This window comes from Chondromyces apiculatus DSM 436, assembly GCF_000601485.1.
Taxonomy (GTDB): Bacteria; Myxococcota_A; Polyangia; order Polyangiales; family Polyangiaceae; genus Chondromyces; species Chondromyces apiculatus.
In genome coordinates this window covers 129927-151640 of the sequence record NZ_ASRX01000014.1, presented here as the reverse complement: position 1 = coordinate 151640, position 21714 = coordinate 129927, and the positions used below count along the sequence as shown (strand labels likewise).

The window sequence follows — 21714 nt, the reverse complement described above, 5'->3', positions numbered from 1 at the left end:
GAGCGCGCGTTGGCACGTGCTCTCTCCACCTGCTCCGGTGTAGGCCGGTTGTACTGGTCCCAGGCATCTGCTTCATCGAAGCGAGAGTCCCTCACGCCTCTTCACCCGTCGTCTTCTCGCGGTTCTGCTGCCGGCGTTCAACCCAGGCTTCCAGCGACGCGGCCTCCTCCCACGCCCTGAGGAGGTCGCCACGCACAGCGTCCGGATCAGGGAGAGCCAGCATCATCGTACCCCGCGAGCCGAACTCATTGAGCGACGAGCCAAGGAGCCAGATGCGCCTGTCGAAGGCAATGAAGCGGTCATGAATCGTGGGCCGGTCGCCCGTCATGACGCGGATCTCGAAGGCGTTCATGCGCTCCTGCTTGCAGGTCTGACCAAGCGTGTTTAGCAGTTGATCGCCCTTCTCCAGTGTACAGCCGTGGAAGGCCGGCTTTTTGAGCAACTCTGCGGAGCTTAGGATGTGGATGGGGACGTCGTACCGGCCAACTGCGAGGGTGAACTCAACCAGTTCCTTGGCCCCGAAGTAAGGGTCCACAACGAGAACGTGGCTTCTAGCCTCACTGAATAGGCTACGCAGCAGAGCACGAGCCTCCTCCTTCTGATTCCGGAACCATCGTTGATCGTGCGTCTTGGCGGTGCGCTGCTTCTGCCGGGCATAGTGAGCGTCGAGGAGCCGCGAGCGCACTGCGGCAATTTTCGTTGTGCTGCCCACGGCCACCCGGCCGACCACGCGCGATCGCATCACTTCGTAGGATTGCCCCTCTCCTCGGACCATCACCCTACGGGTGACCTCGATGTCCGAATCAATGGCTTTGATAAACACATGGATATGGTTTGTTGTTTCGAGAAATCCGCGGCGCGGATCCCACACGTCTCTCGTGACGCTGTTCACCTCACGGTCGAGATTCATGCGCACCAACGGGCTCCGCAGACTCAGACGCCGTGATGTGGTGACGCCCCAGGGCTCTTTCTCATGGAAAATCAGTTCCAATCCTTCGATGGACTTGCCCGCCCTCGGCTGGAACCTCAGAAGCACGGACTCGGCTGGAGGCTGCCGCCGCTGGAGGCGCGACTTGAGCTTGCGGTACAGTGGATTCGGCGCGATCAGGTGCGCCGAACCCCAGTATTCCGGGTAGTTACCCAAGTCGAAATGCAGACGCCCCTCCAGCCAATGCCATGCCTTCTCTGCCTCCTGCGCGGACCAGAGCTGTTCCAATGCGAAAGCCGCGATTGGCAGCAGATGGTGCGTACGTGGACAGTGGATCCACTGTGGAATGAAGGGAAGGATGTCGCTGTCATCGGAATTCGAGACCAGCACCGGCCACGCCGGCTCTTCGCCTAGAGTTGCGATCTTGAGGCGCTTCGCTCTGAGGTTATCAGTCGCGGGGAGCGTTCCGTCATCGTCGGGTAGCACGGCCGTGCCGGCACGAGCATCCAGGTACCAGCCGAGTGCCTGCCGGGCAGTGGTGACTGCATGGCGCACATAAACCCGGTGCTGACTGTCATTCCCAAGCCGATGGCCTGCGAGTGGCTCAAAGTCGTCGATGGGGGAAGGAATCTCCGCGGGGAGCAACTCCACGAAGCTGAAGAGGAGCGTCCGCTCCTTGCTCTTGGTGTTCAGATCCCACGCGAGGTGCAGGACTGCGTGCCGGTAATCATCCTCCAGCCCCCCGAGAGGACTGGGCAACACCGGAGATTCTTCGTGTATGTCCATCGGATGCGCACTCCGCGCTCCATGCTGGGTCCTCTCAGAGGTAAGGCGCAAGCCAGAAGGCGAATGGGAGCGAGGCGTCCAGCCTCGGCACGATGCACTTCGAATAGCGTCGGGTTGTCGTCGTTGCGGTGGTGGCTGTCTCCTGCGTGGCTCGGTTGCAGGTACACCCGGGTGAGCGCGAACTCACGCAGCTCAGGCGCGGGCGCGGCGGGCGTACCACCACTCGGAGGAGCGGAGGATCACGATGGACAGGGTGAGCCAGAGGGCGCCGGCGAGGTAGCCGCCGAGGATGTCGGTGGGGAAGTGCACGCCGAAGTACATGCGGGAGAGGCCGACGAAGATGACGGTGAGGAGCGCGGTGGACACGGCAGCGGCGCGGCCGAGAGGGGTCTGGACGCGGCGGCAGAAGAGGTAGGCGAGGATGCCGAAGCCGACGGTGGAGCCCATGGCGTGGCCGCTCGGGAAGCTGTAGCTGGTGAGGTGGAAGGGGCTGTCGAACAGGGAGGGGCGCGCGCGGGCGAAGAGGTGCTTGAGGGTGCTGTTGATGAGGGCGCAGCCGAGGCCGGCGAGGGCGACGCCGAAGGCTTCGCTGAAGTGGCGGCGCGCGAGGAGCGTGAGGCCGGCGCCGGTGAGGAGGAGGGTGATCGGGAGCGGGCCGCCGAGGAAGGTGAAGGCGTGCATCAGGGCGTCGACGCGCGGTCCCTGATGGGCGTGGATCCAGAGGAGGACGGCGTTGTCGGCGGTGGCGAACTGGTTCTCGAAGACCTCGTCAGCGAGCCAGGCGAAGCCGAAGGTGGTGCCGACGATGAGCACGGCGCCGAGAAAGGCGGAGAGGCTGATCTGGCCGAAGGGGAGGCGCTGGAGGAGGCGCTCCAGGATCTGGGGGCGCGGGGGAGACGACACGGACGGCGAGGGGGCGGGGGACTCCACGGGGCGCGGCTCCTCTGAGGAAGAACCTGGGGCGTAGCACGCCTGGCGCGACCGGGCCGCGGTCAGCGCGCGGCGAGGGCCTGGGCTTGCTGGAGGCCGGGGGCGCGGATTTCGAAGAGGGGGCGGCCGCGGTGGCGGATGGAGAGTTCGAGGGCGGCGGCGGCGCGGGCAGGCTGGGAGGCGGTGCGGAGGACGCGCTCCAGGTGCTCGGGGGTGAGGGGGTGGCCGAGGAGGTGACGGGTGCCGCGCTTGAACTGGGGGGCGTGGGTGCGCCACCAGGCGGCGAGGGCGGCAGGGTCGGGGAACGGGAGGCTCTCGTCGGGGTCGAGGGAGACGTTCTCGTCGGCGGGGTCGTCGGTGGGGCCGGCCTGGAAGCCTTCGGGGGGCTTCTGGTCGAGCTTCTCGGCGGCGAGGTCGAGGCCGGTGATGAGGGTGAAGGCGAGGCCGGCGAGGCGCGCGAGGGCGGGGGAAGACATCTGTTCGAGGAGCCAGGGGACGAGGGCGGGGTCGCCAAGGGCGCTCGCGGCGGCGAGGGGGACGCGGGGATCGGGTGACGTGCTGGCCAGGGAGTAGAGCCAGGTGGCGGCGGCGGCAGGGTCCATGCGGCGCATGGCGAGGTCGGCGGCGCGCTCGGCGTGGCGGCCGCCGGCGGTGGCGAAGCGGAAGAGGGGGCGCGCGGCAGCGGGGTCGCCGAGGAGGGCGGCGGACCAGGTGGCCCAGAAGCGGACGACGTCGCTGTCGGCGGTGAGGGCTTGCTGGATGTCGGGGAGGAGGTTCGCGCGGCCGAGTTCTCCGGCGAGGCGGAGGGCGCGGGCGCGGAGGGTGGGGTGCTCGGAGAAGAGGGCGTAGCCGAGGGGGGTGCCCGGGTCGTGGCGGTGGGCGGCGCAGGCGGCGATGCCGAGCCAGTGGAGCGCGGGGGGGCAGCGGGCGGCGAGGAGGCCAGGGAGGAGGCGCTTGACGCGGGGGAGCGGGGTCCAGCCGAGGGCGGAGGCGAAGCCGCGGGCGAGGTCGGGGGCGCCAGCGCCGAGGTCGAGGGCGCGGGCGACGCCGCGCAGGTCCCAGCGGTCGACGGCGAGGACGGCGGCGGCGAAGATCTCGCCACCCTCGGGCTCGGCGAGGAGGGACGCGCAGGCCTCCCAGCCGACGTCGCCCGCGAGGCGGAGGCCGTCGAGGTGGGCTTCAAGGCGGTCATCGAGCTCGGCGAGGTCGGTGAGGTCGTAGGCGGCGTCGCGCACGGCGGCGTCGCGGAGGAGCCAGAGGAAGGTGGCCTGGCGCGCGTGCTCTTCGCAGACGTCTTCTTCGATGGTCGTGAGCGTCATGGGCAGGGCGCGGCTCGCCTCAGTTCATGCCGATGTTGCTGCCCTTGACCTTCACCTTGCCGGAGGCCTGGACGTTGACCTCGCCGTCGGACTTCACCTCGAGCTTCTTGCCCTGGACCTGGATGGGGCCCTTGGCCTTCACGGTGATGTTCTTGCCCTGCACGGTGATGTCGCCGTTCTTCTTGATCACGATCTGGGCGTCGCCGACCTGGATGGCCAGCTCCTTGCCGACGATGACGGTCTTCTTCTCGCCGACCTCGTCCTTCGCGTTCTTGCTGACGGTGATGGTCATGTCCTTGGTGACGGTGATGGCGTAGTTCTCGTCGACGCTGGTCGACTTGCTCTTGCCGACGGTCTCGGAGCTGGACTTCCCGACGGACTCGCTCTTGCTGTCGCCGACCGAGAGGGACATGGATTTGCCGACGGAGACGCTCTGGTCGCCGCCGACGGTGATGGACTGGTCGCCGTCGACGCGCTCGTCGTGGCTGCCGGCGACGGACTCGTCGAGGTTGCCGCCGACGCTGACGGAGGCGTCCTCACCGATGGTCTCGGTGTGGGTCTTCGTGACCTCGATGCTCTTGTGGCCGCCGATGGACTCGCTCTGGTCGTTGTCGACGCGCTTCGAGCGGTCGTGGCCGACGAGGAGCGCCTCGTCGTGCACGACCTTCTGGGTCTTGTCGTGCTCGATGAGGATGTTCCAGTCCTTCTGGCCGTGGAGGAAGATCTCCTCCTGGCCCTTCTTGTCCTCGAAGCGAAGCTCGTTCGAGCCGCCGCCGCCCTTCGAGCTGTTCGACTTGAGGGTGCTCTTGGTCTTCTCGGCAGGGAGGGGGTAAGGCGGGACGTTGGCGCCGTGGTAGACGCTGCCGACGACGAGGGGGCGGTCGGGGTCGCCCTCGATGAAGTCGACGACGACCTCGTGGCCGATGCGGGGGAGGAAGACCGCGCCCCAGGCGCCGCCCGCCCAGGCCTGGGCGACGCGCATCCAGCAGGAGCTCTTGTCGTCCTTCTTGCCCTGGCGGTCCCAGTGGAACTGGACCTTGATGCGGCCGTGTTCGTCGGTGTGGACCTCCTCGCCGGCAGGGCCAGTGACGACGGCGGTCTGGATGCCGCGCACGGTGGGGCGGGGGGTGACGCGCGTGGGGCGGAAGGGGATGTCGGCAGGGATGAGGTGGAAGCGGTTGCCGTAGGGGGCGCCGCCGCCGGATTGCTCGGGGTTGGGCTCGCTGCCGTGGTGGTCGACGCGGACGAGGAGGTAGTCGGCGTTGAAGTCGTCGCGGGGGTGCTCGGCGAGGGTGAAGCGGTTTCCAGGGACGAAGCGGGGGCAGGCGCTCTCGCCGTCGCCGGTGCGGCGGGCGACCTGCATCTCTTCGAGGCGGATCTTGGCGTAGGCGCGGCCATGGCCAGGCTCGTCGTACTCGCCGGGGTAGTCGTAGATCTCGAGGTCGTCGTCCTGCGGGGCTTGCTCCACGCCTTCGAGGAGGAGGCTCGGCTTCTTGAAATTGTAGTCGCGGAGGGTGACCTTGCCGGGGCGCACGCGCTCGGCGACGTGCAGGCGAGAGACGTGCTCGCCCTTGACCAGCGCGCCGAGCGGCGGGCGAAAGACGAGGGTGGACTCGCCGGCGATGGCGGGGTGGGCCGAGGGGTTGTCGGAGAGGATGAGGACGTGGCTGCCCTCGGTGTGCTCGAACCAGGTGGCGATGCCCTCTTCCTCCATGAGGCGGCTCATGAAGTCCCAGTCGCTCTCGCGGTACTGGACGCAGTACTCGCGGGGGGCGTAGGTGCCGCTGAGGGAGAGGCGGAAGTCGTTGATGCCAGCGCCGCCCAGGACCTTCTTGAGGATGTCGGGGACCGAGAGCTCCTGGAAGATGCGGCTGTCGCGGCGGTGACGGAGGCGCCAGACCTCGGGGACGAGGACGGCGCGGTAGGAGGTGAGCTTCTTGCCCTCGTCACCCTGTTCGAGGCTGGCGAGGATGCCGTGCACGTGACGGGGGTCTTCGCCGACGCGGAAGGTGAGGACCGCAGGTTTGCCCACGAGGTCGGCGAGGGCGAGGTCGGTGGCGGCGGCGAAGGTGATCTCGAACTCGTAGAGCTGCGAGAGTCCTTCGCGGCCATCGAAGCGCACCACACGGAGCTCGTCGCTGATTCCGTCGACCTGGAACGTGTGCATGCGATCCCCTTCCCGCGGCGATGGCCCAGCCAAAGCGTGAGTGTGGACGTGAGCGTGGGGAGGAATACTACGCTTATCAGGAGACCCGAGAGTGCAGGACTTTCACGCCCCCGGGATGGAGCGCGCACGCTGGGTGCTGGGGCCGCGGGGATCCAGGCTGGAGGGCGCAGATGGGGGGATGCGCCGAGGAGGTACGCCGGAGGCGCTGGGGATACGCCGGAGGCGTTGGGGGGGGTTAACCGAAGGCGCTGCGGAGGATGATGGTCGCGTCGCGTTCGGGGCCGACGGAGACCACGTCGATGGGGACGCCGATCTCTTTCTCGATGAGGTCGATGTAGTCGCGGGCGGCGGCGGGGAGGTCGCGGAGGGAGCGCGCGCCCTCGATGGGGTCGGTCCAGGGGTGGACGCGCTTGTAGATGGGACGGGCGGAGGCGAGGTCGTCGATGGGGAAATCGAGGGACTGGCCGGTGGGGGTCTCATAGGCGACGCAGACCGAGAGGTCGGCGATGCCGGTGAGGACGTCGAGCTTGGTGAGGGCGATGCCGTCGAGGCCGTTGACGCGGGCGGCGTAGCGGAGGGCGGGGAGATCGAGCCAGCCAGTGCGGCGGGGGCGTCCGGTGACGGAGCCGAACTCGCCGCCCATGGTGCGGATGCTCTCGCCGGTGGCGTCGTGCAGCTCGGTGGGGAAGGGGCCCTCGCCGACGCGGGTGCAGTAGGCCTTGGCGAGGCCGACGACGCGCTTGATGCGGGTGGGGCCGATGCCGGCGCCGACGCAGGCGCCCCCGGCGATGGCCGACGAGGAGGTGACGAAGGGGTAGGTGCCGTGGTCGAGGTCGAGGAGGGTGCCCTGCGCGCCTTCGAGGATGACGCGCTCGCCCTTGTGGATGGCGGCGTCGATGAGGGCGGAGGTGTCGGTGAGGAGCGGGACGATGCGGACGGCGAGGGGTTCGAGGGCGGCGATGACCTCGTCGAGGGGCGGGGGCTCACCGCCGAGGGCGCGCAAGGTGGGCGTCCAGGCCTCGATGGAGCGCGCGGCGGCGGCGGCGAGCTGCTTCAGGTTGCGCAGGTCGCCGGCGCGGACGCCGCGGCGGGCTGCCTTGTCCTCGTAACACGGGCCGATGCCGCGCTTCGTGGTGCCGATGCGGAGGTTGCTGTCGGCGGCGGCCTCGCGCAGGGCGTCGATGAGGGGGTGGAAAGGCAGGATGAGGTGCGCCCTGTCGGAGACGAAGAGGCGGCCCGCGGTGGTGTGGCCCCGCGCTTCCAGGGCGTCGATCTCCGAGACGAGGACGCCAGGGTCGATGACCATGCCCTGGGCGAGGACACAGCGCGCCAGGGGGCGCAGGACGCCGCTCGGGATCAGCCTGACGATGATCTTCTCATCGCCCACGACCAGGGTGTGGCCGGCGTTGGGACCTCCGGCGTAGCGCACGACGACGTCGGCGCTCTCCGTGTAGAGGTCGACGACCTTGCCCTTGCCCTCATCCCCCCACTGCGCACCGACGACGACGATGGCGGTCATGCGTGCTCCCGTGGCCCGGCTTTAGCTCAGGAGTCTCCTGTACGCGAGCCTCCATGTGACGTGGGCGGTTTTGCGACGTGAGGCAGCCCGGGATCGGCACGGTGCGCACGGCCCACCCCCTCGGGGTGTGCACGCGATGAGCACGCGCTGCGCACTTCGGCTCAGCCGGAACGGAGTTTGGTTGGCAAGTAGTTTGCTGGAGGAGGCACCACACCAGGCGGGCGCGCGTACCCGAGACGCGATGCCCTCTTCTATGGAGGATGACATGACGAGTGAGGGCGTTCCGATGTATGCGGCAGGCGTAGGCGCGAAGTCGGGCCGCACCGACCCCACGCCGCTCCGGACGCTGCCTGCTGGAGTGCTCGCGGAGGTGATCCGGCGGGCACAGACCAGCAATCGGGGCGCTCTCGATGAGCTGACGCGGCTCATTCGCCCCCAGGTGGAGCGGCAGCTCGCGCGCTATCCAGTCTCCGAGGAGGACCGCCTCGACCTGGTGCAGTCGACCCTCCTGCAGGTGGTGCGCACGCTGGGGTCGTTCCGGGGGGATTCGAGCTTCACCACCTGGCTCTTCCGGGTGACGGCGAACGAGGCGCTGATGCTGATGCGCTCGCAGCGCCGGCAGCGGGCGCGGGTGGTCGAGGGGCTGGACTTCGAGGAGCTCGGCGTCCTGCCCACGGTCCGGAGCATCACCAGCGAGGACGACGCGGCGTCGCTCGCGGAGCGGGAGGCACACGTGCGGGAGGCGCTCGGCGAGCTGCCGGAGGACTACCGCGACGTGGTGATGGCGCACTACCACGAGGACCTCGGCCTGCAGGAGATCGCGCGCAAGCTCGCGGTGAGCGAGAGCGCGGTGCGGTCGCGCCTGCACCGGGCGCGGGTGCGGCTCCGCGCGATCCTGAGCCAGAGCCCCGCGGGTCGCGAGATCGCGGCCGAGCTCGCGGCCTGATCACTTTCTCCCAGCTCCTCCGCGAGACGTCTCAACGGGTAGCGACCAGCGGGAGCGTAGGGGCCGCAAGCCCCTGATCCAGGGTACGCAGTACTACCGCGCCACGCTGACGATGCGGACGGTGGCGTCGCGCCAGCGGCGGACCACGTCGCGGAGGTCGAGCAGGGTGGGGATGAGGACGTCGGGCTTGGCCTCGGCGAGGCGCTCGCGCGTGGAGTAGCCGTTGAGCAGGCCCACGGAGCGGGCGCCGGCGCGGCGGGCGCTCTCGATGTCCTGGGGGCCGTCGCCGACCATCACCAGGCGCGCCGTGTCGAGGCCGAGGACACGCGCGATCCACTGCAGCGGGGCCGGCGAGGGCTTGCGCTCGGCGAGGTCACCCTCGGCGATGATGGCGCGGAAACGGGAGCGCACGCCGAGCGCGGAGAGCACGGCGTCGGTGACTGCGCGCGGCTTGTTCGTGCAGAGCGCGATGGTCAGATCGTCCCACTCGGTGAGCTGCTCGATGACCTCGTGGGCGCCGGGCATCCAGCGCGTGAACTCCACGGGGTGGGCCCGGTAGTAGGCCAGGAACTCGGCGAGGACGGGATCCACCTCCTCGGAGGCCTCGGGCAGTCCTGCGGCGCGGGCGCACAGGGCGCGGGCGCCATCTCCGATGAAGCGGACGATGAGCTGCGCGGGGAGCGGACGCCGACCCGTGGCGCTGAGGGCGTGATTTGCTGCCGCGACGATGTCTCCCCGACTGTCGATCAGCGTACCGTCGAGGTCGAAGACCACCGCAGCGGGAATGTTCATCGTGCTGGATCGTAAGGCCAACCCAGCCAGGGCGGAAGGGCGGGTGCACCGGGTAAAGCGCGGATTTCAGAGTTGAAATGCGGGTCTGGGGGGGTTACCGCCAAGCTGCAATCCAGCCCACGGACTTCCGAAAGGTAGCCATGCAGGCCCCGCTTTACGATACTGGCTGCCCCCATGAAGCCCGGGGACCTCGTGGCCGACCGCTTCCTCATCGAGCGCCTCGCTGGCAGCGGCGGGATGGGGGCCGTGTACCGTGCGGTCGATCGCCACACGGGAGAGGCGGCAGCGCTCAAGGTGATGGCCGGACGCGGCCTGGATCACGTGGAGCGGTTCCTGCGTGAGTCGCAGGTGCTGGCAGAGCTGCGGCACCCGGGCATCGTCAAGTACATCGCCCACGGCACGACGCCGGCAGGCGAGCCATGGCTGGCGCTGGAGTGGCTGGAGGGAGAGAGCCTCGGGGAGCGGCTCCGGCGGCGGGGGCTGACCGTGGCCGAGAGCGTGCACCTCGGGCTGCGCGTCTCGGAGGCGCTGGCAGAGGCGCACCGGTGCGGCGTGGTGCACCGGGACCTCAAGCCGAGCAACCTGCACCTCGTCGACCGGTCCACCGACCGGGTGAAGGTGCTCGACTTCGGCATCGCGCGGCACGCGGGGCTCGACCCGCTGACCATGACCGGGGTCGTGGTGGGGACGCCGTTCTACATGTCACCCGAGCAGGCGCGCGGCGAGAAGGAGATCGACGCGCGGGCCGACGTGTTCGCGCTCGGGTGCGTGCTGTTCCACTGCCTCACGGGCAGGCCGCCGTTCGCGGGGGAAGACATGCACGCGGCGCTGCTCAAGGTGGTCCTCGAAGAGGCGCCACGGCTGCGGGAGATCCGCCAGGACATCCCGGAGGCGCTCGACAGCCTCGTGGCGCGGATGCTCTCCAAGGATCGCGCAGGGAGGCCGGCCGAGGGGGGCGTGGTCGCGGACGAGCTGTCGGGGCTCGGGGAGATCGGCAGCTCTCCACCGGCGGTGGTGAGCCGGACGTCGGTGGCGCTGACCACGGGGGAGCGGCGGATCTTCTGCCTGATGCTGGCGCGGCTCCCGGACGCGGTGGAGCCGGCGTACCAGCCGACCATGCCGATGACGCTGCCGTCGACGCTGCCCATGGGGTTCTCGCCGGGGGGCGAGGCGCGGGCGGTGCCGGGGGAGGCGCTGGGGCGCATCGCGTCGCGGTTCCACGGGCGCCGGCAGACGCTCGCCGATGGGCTCACCCTGATCACGGTGGAGGGGCCGGGCGTCGCGACGGATCACGCGGCGCGGGCGGCGCGGTGCGCGCTGGAGGTGCGGGGGTTCGTCGAGGGGGTGCGGATCGCGCTCGTCGCCGGAAGGGGGACGCACGTGGAGCGGGTGCCCATGGGGGCGACCATCGAGCGGGCAGTGCGGCTGCTCGATCGCGCGCAGGTGGACACGATCCGGCTCGACGACGTGATGGCGGGGCTGCTCGACGCGCGCTTCGACGTGGAGGGCGACGCAGGGGGGCTCCTCCTCCAGGCCGAGCGCGATCAGGTGGAGGCGTCGCGGACGCTGCTCGGGCGGCAAACGCCGTTCGTGGGGCGCGACCACGAGATGGGCATGCTGAAGGCGGTGCTCGACCAGTGCTGCGAGGAGCCGACGGCGCGGGCGGTGCTGGTGAGCGCGCCGGCCGGGGTGGGCAAGAGCCGGCTGCGCTACGAGCTGCTCCGCCAGGTGCGGGAGCGGCAGGATCGGGTGCAGGTGTGGCTCGGCTACGGCGACCCGATGAGCGCAGGGTCGCCCTACCGGATGCTCGGCCAGATCCTGCGGCGGGAGGCGGGCCTGACCGGGGGCGAGGCGCCGGAGCTGGCCCAGCAGCGGCTCCGGGCGCGCGTGGCGCGGCACGTGGAGCCGGAGGACCTGACGCGGGTCACGGTGTTCCTCGGGGAGATCGCGGGGGTGCGCTTCCCGGACGAGGCGAGCGTGGAGCTTCGGTCGGCGCGCGGCGACGCGGTGCTGATGGGCGATCAGGTGCGGCGGGCGTGGGAGGATTTCCTCCACGCGGAGTGCCAGGCGCAGCCGGTGCTGATCGTGCTGGAGGACCTGCAGTGGGGCGACCTGCCCACCGTGAAGCTGCTCGACGGGGCGCTGCGGGGGCTGCGGGAGCAGCCGCTGATGGTGCTGGCGATGGCGCGGCCCGAGGTGGAGACGGTGTTCCCGCGGCTGTGGGCGGAGCGGGGGCTGCAGGAGATCCGGCTGCGGGAGATCGGGCGGCGCGGCGCGGAGAAGCTGGTGCGGGAGGTGCTCGGCGAGGAGGTGCCGGCGTCGGTGGTGACGCGGCTCGTGGAGCGCGCCGGGGGCAACGCTTTCTACCTGGAGGAGCTGATCCGGGCGGCGGCCGCGGGCAGGACGGAGATCCTGCCGGAGACGGTGCTGGCGATGGTGCAGGCGCGGCTCGAAGCGCTGGACCCGGAGGCGCGGCGGGTGCTGCGCGCGGCGAGCGTGTTCGGGCAGCTCTTCTGGCGAGGCGGGGTGTCGGCGCTGCTCGGGGGGCCCGAGGAGGCGGCGCGGATCGGGGACTGGCTGTCGGTGCTGGTGGACCGGGAGCTGATCGCGCGGCGCGGCGAGGGGAAGTTCAAGGGGCAGGAGGAGTACAACTTCCGGCACGCGCTGGTGCGGGAGGCGGCCTACGCGACGCTGACGGAGGGAGACCGGACGCTGGGGCACCGGCTGGCCGGGGAGTGGCTGGAGGGGGCCGGGGAGCAGGACGCAGCGCTCCTGGCCGAGCACTACGAGCGCGGCGGTGACGTCGAGCGGGCGGTGGTGTGGTTCCGGCGCTCGGCGGAGCAGGCGCTGGAGGCGAACGACTTCCGGGGGGCCATCACCCGGGCCGGTCGCGGGGCGTCGAGCGCCGAAGGGGAGATGCTGGCGGCGATGCGGCTCATCCAGGCCGAGGCGCACAAGTGGCTGGGAGAGGCCGCCGAGGCGGAGCGGTGCGCGGAGACGGCGATGCAGCACTTCCCGCCGGGGAGCGCGCTCTGGTACGCGGCGGCCGCCGAGGCGGCGTCGATGCGGGTGAGGCTCGGCCGGAACGACAGGCTCGCCGATCTGGCGGACGAGCTGCGGGCGCTCGGGCTGCCAGCAGACGCGAGCGGCCAGAGCGTGAGCGCGCTGGCGCGGGTGGCAGCGTCGCTCCTGCACGCGGGGCTGCACGCGCCAGCCCAGGATCTGATCGAGCAGCTCTCGCAGGTGGCGGCGCCGCTCGACAAGAGCGACGCCATGGTGGCGGCGCGGCTCTTCGCGCTCCGGGCGTCGCGGGCGCTCTGTCACGGGGACCCCGCCGAGTCGCTCGAATGCACGGAGCGGAGCATCCCCTGGTTCCTGCACGCGGGGGATCTGCGCAACGCCTGCCTGAACCGGGTGAACGCGGCGCACTGCCTGATCCAGCTCGGGATGTACGGGCGCGCGGAGACGGCGCTGAAGGAGGCGCTGGGGGAGGCGGAGCGGATGAGCCTCCACAACGTGGCGACGTTCGCGAAGCAGAACCTGGGGCTGTGCTGGCTGCACCTGGGCAACCTGGGCTCGGCGCGGGCGGTGCTGCTCGAGGCGATCGAGGCGTTCCTGACCCAGGAGAACCGGCGGCAAGAGGGGCGGTCACGCGCCTACCTGGCCCAGGTGCTCTCGCGCCTCGGCGACCCGGCGGCAGCAGAGGCAGAGGCGGAGGCGGCCGTGGAGACGCTGGCCTTCGTCCCGACGCTGCGGGCGATGGCGCTCGCGGTGAGGGCGCGGGGGCTGCTCGATCTGGGGCGGGGGATGGAGGCGCTGGTGCTCGCGCGGGAGGCGCTGTCGCTGCTCGGGTCACTGGGCGGGACGGAGGAGAGCGAGGCGCTGATCCGGCTGACGTACGCCGAGGCCCTCCGGGCAGCGGGACACCGGGGCGCGGCGCGGGACGCCGTGGGGCTGGCGATGGATCGGCTGCTGGAGCGGGCCCAGCGGATCCAGGATCCAGGGCGGCGGCAGAGCTTCTGTGAAGAGGTACCGGAGCACGCGAAGACGTTCGCGCTGGCGACGCTGTGGTCCCAGGAGCGAGACGTAGCCTCCCGCTAGGTACTGCGTACCCTCTGAAGGTGCAGAGTGTCGGGAAAGGGCGCATGAGACGCTGAGAGCATCGGGGGGGCCCTGAGACGCGTCAGGCTCTCCTCGTGTGCAAGCAAGGCCCGTCCTTGTTGTCCAGAACGCCACGAAGATCGAGCCTGAGGAGTGACCATCGTCGCTCCTCCCTCCACAGCTCCCCCAGCTTTCGCGGCTCCCCCCGCCTCCACGGCGCCCACGGCCAGTTACCTGAAGGCGATCCTCGCAGGTGAACGCAGCCGGGCCGTGCAGGTGGTCGAGCAGTGTCTGAAGCAGGGCATGAGCGTGCGGGACATCCACCTCCAGGTGATCCAGGAAGCGCAGTACGAGATCGGGCGGCTCTGGCAGGAGAACCAGATCTCCATCGCGCAGGAGCACCTGGCGACGGCGGTGAGTCAGCTCGTGCTCTCGCACCTCTACCGGCACCTGCCGCGCGCGCCGTCGAATGGCAAGCGGGTGCTCCTCGCCTGCGTGGAGGGTGAGCAGCACGAGATGGGGGTGCGCATCCTCGCCGACCTGCTGGAAGCCGAGGGGTTCGAGGTGAAGCTCCTCGGGGCCAACGTGCCGACCGATCACCTGGTCACCCTGGCCCTGGAGATGCGGCCGGACCTGGTGGCGCTGTCGGCATCGCTCTCGTTCCACCTGCAGTCGCTGCGGCGCGCAGTGGCGCGCCTGCGGGAGTCGCTCGGTCCGACGGTGCCCCTCCTGGCCGGAGGAAGGGCCGTGGCATGGACGCCCGGCATCGAAGTTCAGCTCGGCGTGCCGCCCGCCGCGAAGGACGCGAAAGGGATGGTCGAGCAGGTGTGCACGATCTTGCGGGTGAAGCGGAAGACAGGGATGCCGGGGCGCGGCGGGGGAGCGCAGGGGCGCACGCCGTCGGGGTCTCCCGGCCAAGCGGGGGGTTGAATGCTGGATCTGGCCGATCGCATCGAAGGACGCGCCGCGCAGCTCGCCGAGGAGGCGCTCGCGGAGATGTACCGGGACCCGTTCTGGGAGGCCCGCTACGGGGAGCGGGGACGCCGCTTCTCGCACGAGGATGGGCACTACCACGTGCGCTATCTGGTGGAGGCGCTGCGCAGCGGGACGCCGGAGACGCTCTGCGCCTACGCGCGCTGGCTGCAGACCCTGCTCACGTCGCGGGGGATGTGCACGGCCCACCTCGTGGAGAACTTCGAGCGCATCGGCGCGAAGGTCGGGAGCGCGGTGGAGGGCTCCGAAGCCGCGGTGGCGTACCTGAAGGCGGCGGTCGAGGCGCTCCGGTATCCGGAGGGTGCGGCGCGCGAGGTGCAGGACGCGGCGGAGGCGATGGAGGCGCAGGTGAGGGCGCAGGTGAAGGCGCAGGAGGGCGCAGCCGACGAGCGCCAGGCGCCCGAGGGGATCGCAGGGGCGGGCACGCTGCTCTCGTACCTCATCGACGCGATCGCGCGCGACAGGCCGGAGCTCTTCGGGGACCACCTGCTGTTCGCGGCGGACTACCTGGGGGCCCGGGGAGCGCCGCCCGCCTTGCTCGAAGGGAGGCTCGATGCGATCGAGGCCTCGCTCGCGCTGCTTCCCGAGGGTGCACCGGGGCGCGCGCTCGCCGCAGAGGTCGTGGACGCGGCGCGCGGTCGGATCCGGCAGGGCGCGCAGGGCGCGGGGGACGCGCGGGGCGCTCACGACGCGCTGGAAGCGGCACGCGCGACATGATCGACGCGTCCTCCCTGAAAGCGCTGGTGAGGCGCGCCGAGGGAGGCCTCGTGGAAGCGCTCGGGCTGCGTCCGCTGCAGCTCGACCCGGAGGCGACGCACGCCGTGGGGACCTACCGGGGTCGAGCGGTGACCCTGGAGACGCGGGCCTACCGGGGACAGCCGCTTCACTACGCGCGCTTCGTGGAGATCACGGGAGAGGGCCTGGCGATCGGCAACATGCTGTGCACGCCCTGCGTCGATCATCCGCTGCCGATCCTGGGGGTGGATCTGGTGATGCTGGGCGACACGCTGATGCTCGTGGCCGATCTGTCGCCCACGCTGCCGCCGGGGAAGGAGAGGGAGGCGCAGCTCGCTCCCCTCGACGCGGCTTGCGCAGCGCGCTCCTCGACGCTGCCCCCGGGAGGGGCGCTGCCCGCGTGGTGCACCGCGTGGTTCTCCCCGTTCGCGCTCTACACCCGGGTCGCCGGCGCAGACCTGGCAAGGGCAGCATCAGCCTGCGACGACCTCGTGCGGGTCCACGTGTCCCTGTGCACGGCGTCGGCGCCCGCGCCGCAGCACCGCCTCGGTACAGCCCGTGCGGTCGAGGGATATGCGGCAGCACACAGGGAGCACGACAAAGGGCTCCGCATGCTGGCGAAGCTGTTTGGCGAGGGCTGGGCTGCACGGTACATTGCCGAGACCTTGTTTCCAGCCCTGCTGACGATGGGCGAGGCGCCTGAGGTACCCGTGGCGCCCGAGGCACCCACCAGCGCTCCTGCTTCCTCGGCGCCGGATCCGGCCACGCCGCTCCTGAAATCGCCCCCGCAATCGTCCCCGAACATCGCACGCCTGCTCGGCTCACCATGACCCAGGAGGAACGCGCGAAGCGCTTCGGGGCGCTCAGCCGCGAGCTGGAGCTCATCTGCGATCATGAGGGCTGCATCGTGTTCGCCGATGCGCGCGCGAAGCGGCTCCTCGGGGCAGAGCCCGGGGTGCTCCTCCGGCAGCTCTCGGCCCCGGGCGCGGAGGAGAAGGTCGACTTCCTGATCGCGGAGTCGCGCGTGCGCGCGGTCTCCGGCTGGGAGCTGGCGCTGGTGGTGGACGGCACGCCGACGACGTTGGCCGTGCGGACGAGCTGCGAGGGAGAGGAGATCGCGCTCGTGGCGAGCCTCGTCCCGCAGGATTACGCCGAGGCGCTCGGGCAGGTGTCGGCCACCATGAGCGAGCTCGCGGGGCTCTACCGCGAGACGGAGCGTCAGCAGCGGGAGCTGCTCCGGCGGCACGAGGAGCTGCTCCGGCTCGGGCGGGAGCTCGACGACTCGAACCGCGGGGTGGTGGCGCTGCACGCGGAGCTCGACGAGAAGCAGGACTCGCTGCGGCGCGCCTCCGAGGTCAAGGCACGCATGGTGGCCAACGTCAGCCACGAGTTCCGCACGCCGCTGAACTCCATCCTGGGCCTGTCGCGGCTCCTGCTCGATCGCACGGACGGGGAGCTGAACGAGGAGCAAGACAAGCAGCTCAAGTTCATCCGCCGCGCGGCGGAGACGCTCTCCGAGCTGGTGAACGATCTGCTCGACCTCTCGAAGATGGAGGCCGGCAAGGTCGGCCTGCGGATCGCGAAGTTCGACGCCAGCGACATCTTCGTCGCCCTGCGCGGCATGCTCCGGCCCCTCGCGCCCGAGGGCGTCCAGCTCGTCATCGAGGACGCCTCCGCGCTCCCGAAGCTCGACACCGACGAGAGCAAGGTCGCCCAGGTGCTCCGGAACTTCCTCTCGAACGCGCTGAAGTTCACCGAGCGCGGCGAGGTGCGGCTCCGGGCGCACGAAGGGCCGAGCGACACCATCGTCTTCTCGGTGGCGGACACCGGCATCGGCATCGCGCCCGAGGATCAGCACCACGTCTTCGAGGAGTTCATCCAGATCGACTCGCCGCTCCAGCGCAAGGTGAAGGGCACCGGGCTCGGGCTCGCGCTCTGCGTGAAGATCGGCGAGACGCTCGGGGGGAGCGTGTCCCTGCAGAGCACCGTCGGGAAGGGGTCGACCTTCTCGCTGATCATCCCCCGCGTGCACCCGGAAGCGAAGGCCCTCGACGAGATGGTGGCGCGGAGCGAGCGGCTCGACCCGACGCGCGCCCCCGTGCTCGTGGTGGAGGACGATCGGCAGACGCTGTTCCTCTACGAGAAGTACCTGGAGGGGTCGGGCTTCCAGGTGGTCCCGGCGCGGTCGATCGAGGACGCCAGGAGGGCGATGGAGCGCGTGCGGCCCTCGGCCGTGGTGCTCGACATCATGCTCGAGGGCGAGACCTCGTGGAACTTCCTGGAGGAGCTGAAGGCGAACGAGGCGACGCGAGACATCCCGGCGCTGGTCGTCACGGTCACCAACCGCGAGGAGAAGGCGCGGGCGCTCGGCGCCGACGAGTTCTGCGTGAAGCCCTTCGAGCGGGCCTGGCTCCTCAGGCGGCTCAAGGCCCTGGCGCGCACCGGCCCCGTCGAGCGGGTCCTGGTCATCGACGACGACGAGGTGGCCCGCTACCTGGTGCGGCGCATGCTCTCCGGGACGCCCTACGTGGTCATCGAAGCCATGAACGGCGAGCAAGGCGTCGAGGTGGCGCGGCGGGAGCGGCCCCAGGTCATCTTCCTCGACTTCCTGCTCGGCGACATGACCGCCTTCGACGTGCTCGACGAGCTGAAGAAGGACCCGCGGACACGCTCCATCCCCGTCATCGTGCACACCTCGAAGAGCCTCGAAGAAGGCGAGCGGGAGCGGCTCAAGAAAGAGACCGCGGCCATCCTCTCGAAGCACAGCCTCTCGCGCGAGCTTGCCATCGCGCGCATCCGTGACGCCCTGACCAACGCGGGCATCGGGCCAGCAGTCAAAGCGGTGAAGGAGCCGTAGGGATGTCCGAAGCGAAGCGCCCCGTCGTTCTCAACGTCAACGATGACGAGACCACGCGGTATCTCATCAAGAAAATCCTGACCGGTGCGGGGTTCTCCGTCATCGAAGCGCAGAACGGGGAAGAGGCGCTCCGGCTCGCCGCCACGGGGCCCGACCTCGTCGTCCTCGATATCAAGCTCCCCGACATCAGCGGCTACGAGGTGTGTCGGCTCCTCAAGGCGAACGCGCAGACCGCCACGATCCCGGTGCTCCAGACCTCGGCGACGTTCGTGACCAGCGAGCGACGGGTGCAGGGGCTCGAGGGGGGCGCCGACAGCTACCTGACGCAGCCCTTCGAGGCGATCGAGTTGATCGCCACCGTGCGCTCGTTGCTCCGGGCGCGCCGGGCCGAGGAGGCCGCGCGCAGCGCCGCCAACGACTGGGAGGCGACGTTCGACGGGATCAGCGACGGGGTGTGCCTGTTCGGCGCCGATGGCCGCCTGCGGCGCCACAACCGGGCCTTCGCCGATCTGGTCGAGCGGTTCGCTCCGCACGCCGTCGATGAGAAGGGGGGCGCAGACGCGCTCCTCCTCGCCAGCATGGGCGGTCGGACTGCCGAGGCCGTGCTGGGGATGCTGCTCCCCACCCGCTCGACGAAGGGGCTGGGGATGACGCTGGGGAGTGAGGAGCGTCAGAGCATGGAGGCCGCCATCGGGGATCGGTGGTTCCAGATCACGGCCGATCCCGTGCTCTATGCGCATGGGGCGCGCGGGCTCGTGCTCATTTTCAACGATGTGTCGGAGCACAAGCGTCTCGACGAGGAGCGACGCCAGCGCGCCGAGCACCTGGCCGAGGCAGACCGGCGCAAGGACGAGTTCCTGGCGATGCTGGCCCACGAGCTGCGCAACCCGCTGAACGCGATCAGCACGGCGGTGCACATCCAGAACCGGATCGGTTCCCAGGATCCGCAGAACGTCAGGCTGCGCGCGACCATCAGCCGGCAGACGAGCCATCTGGCCCGGCTCGTCGACGACCTGCTGGACGTCTCCCGCATCACGCGGGGCAAGATCTTGCTCAAGCAGGAGTCGCTCGATCTTGCCGAGATCGTGGAGCGTGCCGTGGGTACCTGCCGGCTGCTCATCGACTCGCGCCGCCACCAGCTCACGGTGACCCTGCCCCCCGAGCCGATGTGGATCGAGGGAGACACCCTGCGGATCGAGCAGATCCTGGTGAACCTCCTCAACAACGCCGCGAAGTACACCGACACCGGGGGGCGCATCTGGCTGTCGGTGGAGCGGGAGGAGGCGCACGACGGAAAAAGCTACGCCGCGATCCGGGTGCGCGACACGGGGGTGGGCATCGCCGCCGACCAGCTCGAGGCGATCTTCGACCTCTTCGCGCAGGAGGATGTCTCGCTCGCCAGGTCCACCGGAGGGCTGGGCATCGGCCTGACCATGGCCCGCGGCCTGGCGCAGCTCCACGGGGGGACCATCCGGGCCCAGAGCGAGGGCCGGGGGAAAGGCTCGGAGTTCCGGGTCATGCTGCCAGCGCTCAAGGCGGCGCCCGCCGCGGAGAACTCCCAGCCGGAGCGGCTGCCTTCGGGGCGCCTGCGGGTGCTCGTCGTGGAGGACAACCCGGACGCGCTGGAGCTGGTCCAGAACCTTCTTGAGCTCTGGGGGCATCAGGTGGAGACGGCGAGCGACGGCGTGACCGGCCTGGAGATGGCGCTCACGATGAAGCCGGACGTGGCGCTCATCGACATCGGCCTCCCCGCCATGGATGGCTACGAGGTCGCGTCGCGGCTCCGCGCGGAAGGGGCGGGCAGGAACATCGCGCTCATCGCCGTCACCGGGTACGGCCGCGAGGAAGACAGGCGTCGCGCGAAGGACGCCGGCTTCGACGAGCACCTCGTCAAGCCCGTGAACCCCACCCACCTCGCCGAGGCGATCGAGCGTCAGGCGCTCGCCTTGCGCCCGAGGGCGGACGGCCAGCCCAGCGCTTGAGCTTCAGGTGCGAGCGCGCAGGCGTGCTTCGAGTCCGACCTTCACTGCGCCCCACTCCTCGGCGGTGATGCTGAACATCACGGTGTTCCTCTGGACGCCGCCACGGGTGCGCTGGTAACGCCGCAGGACGCCCTCGCGCACCGCGCCGAGCCGCGCGATGGCGGCCTGGGACTGGTGGTTGCGCTCGTCGGTCTTGAGCTGGACCCGGAGCGCGCCGAGATCCTCGAAGGCATGGCGGAGCAGGAGGAGCTTGGCTTCGGTGTTGATGGCCGTGCGCTGCCAGGGGCGGCCGATCCAGGTGCCACCGATCTCCAGGCCCTGGTCGTGCAGGCGCAGGTCGAGGTACGTCGTCACCCCGACCGCGCGCCCCTCGGCGCGGGAGACCTGCGTGAAGCAGACCTCCTTGCCGGCATCCTGCCCGGCCAGGCGCTGAACGATGTACGCCTGCATCTCTGGCAACGTCTGGGGGGGCTCGGTGGTGAGCCACTGCCAGACCACGACGTCGCGGCAGAGGGCGTCGAAGAGGTCGGCGGCATGGGCGAGGGTGAGCGGCTCAAGGCGGACGTGCAGTCCCTCCAGCAGGATCGGTCGAGGCTCCATGGTCTGTCGAGCCTGCACCGGGACACGCGCACGCGGCAACTGGATCAGGCCTCCGTGACGCGGCGAAGGCCGCCGTGTGGTAAGGCTGCCGGGTGATGGATGTTGCCCGTGATGTTGCTCCCGATGCGGCGGCTGGGGTCCTGAGCACCGGCGGGATCGTGCGCCCCGCCCGGCGACCGGCGGGGTGGAAGGCGCCAGGTCCGAGGCCGGTGACACCCGCCGACAGGCCCGAGGTCTGGCCCGGCGCCGGAGAGGACCTGTGCTACCTCGCCGGCGATTTCCGGATCCTGCAGCGGGTGGATGGGCACCGGTGGTCCGCAGACGATCTGGTGACGGCGTGGTTCGCGGCAGAGCAGTGCGGTGGGGACCCGCCGCGGCGGACCGTGGACCTCGGGTGCGGCATCGGGACGGTGCTCCTGTGCACGGCGTGGCGGTTCCCGGAGGCGAGGTGCACCGGCGTGGAGGCGCAGGAGGTGAGCGCTGGCCTGGCGCGGCGTTCGGTGGCGTGGAACGGGCTGGAAGGGCGCGTCGACGTGCGTCACGGGGACATGCGTGAGCCGGTGAGCCTGGAGGGGCTCGGTCCGGCGGACCTGGTGACGGGGACCCCGCCATACCTGCCACCGGGCACGGGGATCGAGTCGTCGCGGGTGCAGTGCGCGCCGTGCCGCTTCGAGCACCGTGGTGGCGTCGAGGTGTACTTCGAGGCGGCGGCGCAGTTCCTCGCGCCCCGAGGGGTGTTCGTGGGGTGCTCGGCAGCGCGGCAGCGGGACCGGGTGGTGCGCTCGGCAGAGGCCTCGGGGCTCGCGCTGGAGGTGTGGATGGACGCCATCCCCCGCGAGGGCAAGGCGCCCCTCTTCTCGGTCTATGCGGCACGGCGACCGGCGCAGGGCGCGCGCGGCGCGCACGGCGCTGGAGACGCGCACGGCGCTGGAGAGACGAGGGGCTTCGAGGAGGCGACGCCGCTCGTCATCCGCGGCGCGGACGGGCGCTTCACGGACACGTTCAATGCGCTGCGGCGCGCCATGGGGATTCCAGTGTTCTGAGCGGCGTGCCGTGAGT

Annotated in this window: 15 protein-coding genes; 8 read left to right on the top strand and 7 right to left on the bottom strand. The window is 70.5% G+C overall.

Annotation, left to right across the window (positions count from 1 at the left end):
* Positions 1-91: 91 nt before the first annotated feature.
* The 5 genes from CAP_RS10375 to CAP_RS10355 all read right to left on the bottom strand — a co-directional run bounded on the left by CAP_RS10375 (position 92) and on the right by CAP_RS10355 (position 7649).
* On the bottom strand, positions 92-1714 hold the full coding sequence (locus CAP_RS10375) for a VPA1262 family N-terminal domain-containing protein (RefSeq protein WP_044239206.1): 1623 nt from the start codon (positions 1712-1714) through the stop codon (positions 92-94).
* Positions 1715-1906: 192 nt separating this feature from the next.
* Positions 1907-2644, bottom strand: a complete 738-nt coding sequence (locus CAP_RS10370; protein WP_052374710.1) for a phosphatase PAP2 family protein — start codon at positions 2642-2644, stop codon at positions 1907-1909.
* 62 nt (positions 2645-2706) lie between these two features.
* Complete coding sequence (locus CAP_RS10365; protein ID WP_044239204.1) at positions 2707-3963, bottom strand: TIGR02270 family protein; 1257 nt, start codon at positions 3961-3963, stop codon at positions 2707-2709.
* Between the two features lie 19 nt (positions 3964-3982).
* Positions 3983-6130, bottom strand: coding sequence for a type VI secretion system Vgr family protein (locus CAP_RS10360; RefSeq protein WP_044239202.1), 2148 nt, complete (start codon positions 6128-6130; stop codon positions 3983-3985).
* 235 nt (positions 6131-6365) lie between these two features.
* Positions 6366-7649 (bottom strand): adenylosuccinate synthase, encoded by a 1284-nt coding sequence (locus CAP_RS10355; RefSeq protein ID WP_044239200.1) that lies wholly within the window; start codon positions 7647-7649, stop codon positions 6366-6368.
* Positions 7650-7914: 265 nt separating this feature from the next.
* Here CAP_RS10355 and CAP_RS10350 point away from each other — a divergent pair, with 265 nt between their 5' ends.
* Positions 7915-8595, top strand: coding sequence for an RNA polymerase sigma factor (locus CAP_RS10350; protein WP_231511286.1), 681 nt, complete (start codon positions 7915-7917; stop codon positions 8593-8595).
* Positions 8596-8688: 93 nt separating this feature from the next.
* Here CAP_RS10350 and CAP_RS10345 read toward each other — a convergent pair whose 3' ends face one another.
* Positions 8689-9387 carry an HAD family hydrolase gene (locus tag CAP_RS10345; protein ID WP_044239196.1) on the bottom strand — a complete coding sequence of 233 codons (699 nt, stop codon included), beginning with the start codon at positions 9385-9387 and terminating at the stop codon, positions 8689-8691.
* 174 nt (positions 9388-9561) lie between these two features.
* Between CAP_RS10345 and CAP_RS10340 the strand changes: the two genes are divergently transcribed.
* From CAP_RS10340 to CAP_RS10315, 6 genes are all read left to right on the top strand, one after another.
* The gene (locus tag CAP_RS10340) at positions 9562-13488 is read left to right on the top strand and encodes a serine/threonine-protein kinase (protein ID WP_044239194.1); all 3927 of its coding nucleotides are present in this window, start codon (positions 9562-9564) and stop codon (positions 13486-13488) included.
* 153 nt (positions 13489-13641) lie between these two features.
* Complete coding sequence (locus tag CAP_RS10335; protein ID WP_063748668.1) at positions 13642-14418, top strand: cobalamin B12-binding domain-containing protein; 777 nt, start codon at positions 13642-13644, stop codon at positions 14416-14418.
* Positions 14419-15198: a hypothetical protein gene (locus CAP_RS44205; protein ID WP_052374707.1), complete on the top strand. Its 780-nt coding sequence runs from the start codon at positions 14419-14421 to the stop codon at positions 15196-15198.
* Positions 15195-16046, top strand: a complete 852-nt coding sequence (locus tag CAP_RS10325) for a hypothetical protein (protein ID WP_044239192.1) — start codon at positions 15195-15197, stop codon at positions 16044-16046. Before CAP_RS44205 ends, CAP_RS10325 begins: the two co-directional genes overlap by 4 nt.
* Positions 16043-18073, top strand: coding sequence for a hybrid sensor histidine kinase/response regulator (locus CAP_RS10320; RefSeq protein WP_044239190.1), 2031 nt, complete (start codon positions 16043-16045; stop codon positions 18071-18073). The genes CAP_RS10325 and CAP_RS10320 overlap by 4 nt, the downstream gene beginning before the upstream one ends.
* 2 nt (positions 18074-18075) lie before the next feature.
* Positions 18076-20055 carry a hybrid sensor histidine kinase/response regulator gene (locus CAP_RS10315; protein WP_044239188.1) on the top strand — a complete coding sequence of 660 codons (1980 nt, stop codon included), beginning with the start codon at positions 18076-18078 and terminating at the stop codon, positions 20053-20055.
* A 3-nt stretch (positions 20056-20058) separates the two neighbouring features.
* Here the strand turns inward: CAP_RS10315 and CAP_RS10310 are convergent, their stop codons facing one another.
* Positions 20059-20655 carry a GNAT family N-acetyltransferase gene (locus CAP_RS10310; protein ID WP_044239185.1) on the bottom strand — a complete coding sequence of 199 codons (597 nt, stop codon included), beginning with the start codon at positions 20653-20655 and terminating at the stop codon, positions 20059-20061.
* 95 nt (positions 20656-20750) lie between these two features.
* Here CAP_RS10310 and CAP_RS10305 point away from each other — a divergent pair, with 95 nt between their 5' ends.
* Positions 20751-21698 (top strand): tRNA1(Val) (adenine(37)-N6)-methyltransferase, encoded by a 948-nt coding sequence (locus CAP_RS10305; RefSeq protein WP_044239183.1) that lies wholly within the window; start codon positions 20751-20753, stop codon positions 21696-21698.
* Positions 21699-21714: the final 16 nt, after the last annotated feature.

Excerpts from the sequence above, each read along its gene's own strand:
- CAP_RS10375 (WP_044239206.1), bottom strand. The coding sequence starts at position 1,714 with ATGGACATACACGAAGAATCTCCGGTGTTGCCCAGTCCTCTCGGGGGG.
- CAP_RS10365 (WP_044239204.1), bottom strand. The coding sequence starts at position 3,963 with ATGACGCTCACGACCATCGAAGAAGACGTCTGCGAAGAGCACGCGCGC.
- CAP_RS10360 (WP_044239202.1), bottom strand. The coding sequence starts at position 6,130 with ATGCACACGTTCCAGGTCGACGGAATCAGCGACGAGCTCCGTGTGGTG.
- CAP_RS10355 (WP_044239200.1), bottom strand. The coding sequence starts at position 7,649 with ATGACCGCCATCGTCGTCGTCGGTGCGCAGTGGGGGGATGAGGGCAAG.
- CAP_RS10350 (WP_231511286.1), top strand. The coding sequence starts at position 7,915 with ATGACGAGTGAGGGCGTTCCGATGTATGCGGCAGGCGTAGGCGCGAAG.
- CAP_RS10345 (WP_044239196.1), bottom strand. The coding sequence starts at position 9,387 with ATGAACATTCCCGCTGCGGTGGTCTTCGACCTCGACGGTACGCTGATC.
- CAP_RS10340 (WP_044239194.1), top strand. The coding sequence starts at position 9,562 with ATGAAGCCCGGGGACCTCGTGGCCGACCGCTTCCTCATCGAGCGCCTC.
- CAP_RS44205 (WP_052374707.1), top strand. The coding sequence starts at position 14,419 with ATGCTGGATCTGGCCGATCGCATCGAAGGACGCGCCGCGCAGCTCGCC.
- CAP_RS10325 (WP_044239192.1), top strand. The coding sequence starts at position 15,195 with ATGATCGACGCGTCCTCCCTGAAAGCGCTGGTGAGGCGCGCCGAGGGA.
- CAP_RS10320 (WP_044239190.1), top strand. The coding sequence starts at position 16,043 with ATGACCCAGGAGGAACGCGCGAAGCGCTTCGGGGCGCTCAGCCGCGAG.
- CAP_RS10315 (WP_044239188.1), top strand. The coding sequence starts at position 18,076 with ATGTCCGAAGCGAAGCGCCCCGTCGTTCTCAACGTCAACGATGACGAG.
- CAP_RS10310 (WP_044239185.1), bottom strand. The coding sequence starts at position 20,655 with ATGGAGCCTCGACCGATCCTGCTGGAGGGACTGCACGTCCGCCTTGAG.
- CAP_RS10305 (WP_044239183.1), top strand. The coding sequence starts at position 20,751 with ATGGATGTTGCCCGTGATGTTGCTCCCGATGCGGCGGCTGGGGTCCTG.